This window comes from Streptomyces pacificus, assembly GCF_011766325.1.
GTDB classification, from domain to species: Bacteria; Actinomycetota; Actinomycetes; order Streptomycetales; family Streptomycetaceae; genus Streptomyces; species Streptomyces pacificus.
Map to the genome: position 1 here is coordinate 1 of NZ_BLLG01000115.1, position 234 is coordinate 234.

General features: G+C 68.4%; 1 protein-coding gene. It reads left to right on the plus strand.

What is annotated here, in order from left to right:
• Positions 1–234: beta-ketoacyl synthase N-terminal-like domain-containing protein (locus SCWH03_RS28495; RefSeq protein WP_173267810.1), on the plus strand; the 234-nt coding region annotated here is incomplete at both ends.

The window sequence follows — 234 nt, forward strand, 5'->3', positions numbered from 1 at the left end:
GCAGGGTGTCGTACACGTTCGGTTTCGAGGGGCCGGCGGTCACGGTCGACACGGCGTGTTCGTCGTCGCTGGTGGCGATGCATTGGGCGATGCAGGCGCTGCGCGGTGGCGAGTGCGATCTTGCTCTGGCCGGCGGTGTGACCGTGATGTCCACCCCGGGTGCGTTCGTCGGGTTCTCTCGTCAGCGGGGGTTGTCCGAGGACGGGCGTTGCAAGGCGTTCGGTGAGGGTGCGG